Source organism: Nocardia sp. NPDC060220 (assembly GCF_042727815.1).
Lineage (GTDB): Bacteria > Actinomycetota > Actinomycetes > Mycobacteriales > Mycobacteriaceae > Nocardia.
This window is the reverse complement of the sequence record NZ_JBHWZY010000791.1, coordinates 1-3224: the sequence shown is the minus strand read 5'-3', so window position 1 is coordinate 3224 and position 3224 is coordinate 1. Positions and strand designations below refer to the sequence as shown.

5 protein-coding genes are annotated in these 3224 nt (G+C 64.5%); 3 read left to right on the top strand and 2 right to left on the bottom strand.

Annotated features, from left to right (window positions below; all coding sequences use genetic code 11):
* Positions 1-218, bottom strand: a 218-nt coding sequence (locus ACFWF3_RS29715; protein WP_379316932.1) for an SDR family NAD(P)-dependent oxidoreductase, incomplete at its 3' end; no start/stop codon positions are given.
* Between the two features lie 226 nt (positions 219-444).
* Between ACFWF3_RS29715 and ACFWF3_RS29710 the strand changes: the two genes are divergently transcribed.
* On the top strand, positions 445-1356 hold the full coding sequence (locus ACFWF3_RS29710) for a LysR family transcriptional regulator (protein ID WP_379316930.1): 912 nt from the start codon (positions 445-447) through the stop codon (positions 1354-1356).
* 154 nt (positions 1357-1510) lie between these two features.
* Here ACFWF3_RS29710 and ACFWF3_RS29705 read toward each other — a convergent pair whose 3' ends face one another.
* On the bottom strand, positions 1511-2242 hold the full coding sequence (locus ACFWF3_RS29705) for a hypothetical protein (protein ID WP_379316928.1): 732 nt from the start codon (positions 2240-2242) through the stop codon (positions 1511-1513).
* Positions 2243-2334: 92 nt separating this feature from the next.
* Between ACFWF3_RS29705 and ACFWF3_RS29700 the strand changes: the two genes are divergently transcribed.
* A complete protein-coding gene (locus ACFWF3_RS29700; protein WP_379316926.1) occupies positions 2335-2721 on the top strand; it encodes a hypothetical protein in 387 nt (128 codons plus the stop codon).
* 86 nt (positions 2722-2807) lie between these two features.
* Positions 2808-3224 (top strand): hypothetical protein (locus ACFWF3_RS29695; protein WP_379316924.1); only part of this gene is annotated, 417 nt, incomplete at its 3' end.

Genomic DNA, 3224 nt, shown 5'->3' with positions numbered 1-3224 from the left:
GTGTCGTACAGGCGGTCCAGGTCGTCCAGATCGGACGCATCACCCTGGACGGCGGTGACGCTGCGTCCGATCAGCTCGACGGCGGCGTCCAGTGCTTCCTGCCGCCGGGCCTGGATGAAGACGTGCGCTCCTTCCTCGACGAACAGTTTGGCGCCGGCCAGCGCCATGCCGGTGGATCCGCCGGTGATTACCGCTACCTTGCCATCGAGCTTTCCCACGATAACTCCCTTGAATTGATCGGTATCCGAAACAGTTCGGTTTTTTGTTGCGCTCGTCAATGCCGTCGAATGACGCGATGGAGGGGACCGATCACTGACGTCCGAATTCTGGTTCGATTCCGAATTCGCTTGCGCCCCATGAACGATGCCACTGAGTCGAGTTGGCGTCCAAGACCCATTTCAGCCGTGGTGATACCTTGGAGGCATCACCGGACCAGGAGGCGCCATGGATCTGGATCTGCGCAAGTTGCGCTACTTTGCCGCCGTCGCCGACAGGCTGCACTTCGGCCGCGCCGCCGATGAGCTGCACATCGCGCAGCCGGCGCTCAGTCGGCAGATCCGTGCGCTGGAACACGATCTCGGCGCAGAACTGTTCACCAGAGATCGCCACGGCGTAGCGCTGACCGACGCGGGCCGACAACTGCTGGCCGACGCCGGTCCGCTGCTCGCCTCCGCGCACGCGGTCCGGCGCCGGGTGGCCGTCGCCGCCCGCGGCAGCCATCGGCTGGTGGTCGGCTTTCGGGCCGGCATTCCGGTCATCCCAGCGGCGCGGGCGTTCGAGGCTCAGCATCCGGACGTGGTCGTGGACGTGCAGCGAATGGAATGGGACGACCAGGCCCCGATGCTGCTCGACGGCCGCGTCGACGTCGGCTATGTGCGGCTGCCCATCAACGAGACCGGTCTGCGCCTGACTCAGCTCTACACCGAGCCGCTCATGGTGGTGCTGCCCGCCGATCATCGGTTGGCAGGCAAGGAGGAGGTCTCCGAGGCCGACCTGGCCGGTGAGCCGCTGATCTGGCATGCCGACGCGAGCACGCAGCCCACCACGCGCCCGCTCCCCGACTCAGGGCTTCGGGTGCGCGGCGTGGAGGAGAAGCTCGAACACGTCGCGGCGGGCCGCGGAATCTCGTTCGTGGGGCGTTCGGAGACCGTGTTCTACTCACGTCCGGACATCAGCTACGTGCCCGTCCCGGATCTGGCGCCCGACCAGGTGTACCTCGCGATGGCGGCATCGCGCACCTCACCGCTGGCTGACGACTTCTTCACCGCAGCTCAGGCGACGGCTGAGATCACGGCGGAATGCGGGAACTATGAAATGTGGCGGCGTCAAAGCGGTGCGGTTTCACAGCACGGCTGAGCAGTCGCGTGCGCTCGACAGCTGGTGGTCCGACGGCCCACTTCGCACCCCGCTCCGACGGCCGCAACTGCATCGTCGGCGGCAAACGGAGACTTCGCACCAATCCGATTCTCTGGCGCTGGGTGACCCGACCGAACGCTCCGGGTACGCAGCATCAGCGATCCGCCGGCTCGTCCATGGCTGAGGGTCGCATTGCATCGGCCAGTTCGCCGAGGTTCGCGAATCTCTTGCCCGGCACGGCCATTCGACCGGTCGGTTCGCCGTTGAGCCAGTACACGATCTTCTCGTCGTCAGGCTCGACGCCATACATCCAGCCCACCGCATCCGTGGCGCGCGCGAGCTCGGCGAAAATCCGATGGAACGCGGGGGAACGACTGAACAGGAAGTGCGTCGAGGTCGACCATGAGAAGACGCGTATTCGTGCGCACGAGGGGACGAGCCGACTGGCGAACTGGACCTTCAGTCGCACGTTTACCTGCGTTGTCCCAGTCGTGACGAGGGCGCCCCGCGCGAGTTCTTCCTCGGCGGTGAGTTCGAAGAGGTCCACCATCTCATCGGCGCTCAGATCGTCTCGGTAGCGGTAGAACTTCCCCTCGATCTCAGTGAACATGACCCACTCGAAAAGCTTGTACCGGTGGGCGATCTCCTCGTCGACGTCGACTCGCATCGCCAGCAAGAGATCGAGGTCGTTGCCCCTCCTGCAATCAACGAACGACCGGTCGACGATTCCGCCAACGCGATAGGGCAGGTCCACTTGCCGTCGGTCGGGCAACAACACCTTCGTTGCGACCTGCAGCGGTCGAGCGGCTCGATCGGCCAATATCTGCAGTGCATGCTCGACCTCCGCGGGCCGGACATAGATCTCGTAGTCGACTGCTGTTCCCACCGCACTCCCCCTCGAATCTCCCCGCCCATAATGAATCAGGTTCGACTGACTGTCATCCGAAATGTTCATGGCAGCGACGAGGGGAATCACACATGTCGAGGCACGATTGCGACGACGAACTGGCCCAATTCCTCACGAGCGTCGGCGCAGCCTGGTACACGATCGCGTTGGACGAGATCATGGGGTGGGCGACAGCGATCGGGGGATTTCGCCCAGGCCGTGTCGGCGGCGAAGGCTACATCGTTCGAGGTGACGAGCTCGGGCCGGAGTTCGCCGACTGGATCCAGCACTGTGCGACTCACCCGGACGCACGCGACACCCTGACCATCGTCGTGTCCGATATCTCCCCTGATGTCGTAGCTCGCATCCAGATTCTCGGAGCACGCGCAACGACACAGGTGCCAACGCAGGAGGGGCGGGTGGTCATCGCCTATAACGAGGTGATTATCGAAACGGCGCGCCAGACACCGACGCCATGAGCTCGGAACCGTCGTCGTGGCGAAGTCGACGTTTCGCGAGGACACTGAGGAACGGAGCACCCAACTCGTCCCCAGGAGCAGATGCGATGGCTACCAATGAACCTTTCGGCATCGATCCGCAAGATTTCGAACGCGCGCTGCGTGAGGCAGGAACCGAACTGCGCGACCTGCTCGGAAAAGCTGGTGACTATCTGAGCCACGTCGATCGTGCCGACGTCGGTTCATTGACGTCGCTGTTCGGTCAGTTCTTCCAGCCGGAGCAGCCACGTCCGCCGATGCCAGAGGGCGAGACCACCGGTGACACCGGCAGCGGGGTGTGGGCGATCTTCAGCATCGACGACACCGGTCAGGCCAGCGTCGACCAGGTGTTTCCGACCGAGCTCGAGGCCTGGGCTTCGCGGCGACGGCCGACGCGGTGGCCCGCTGGTGGGACCTGTCGGCCCTCGCCAAGCTCCACGAGGCGTTTCTCGACGAGCACGGGCCGGTGCTGCGGGCCTGGCAGG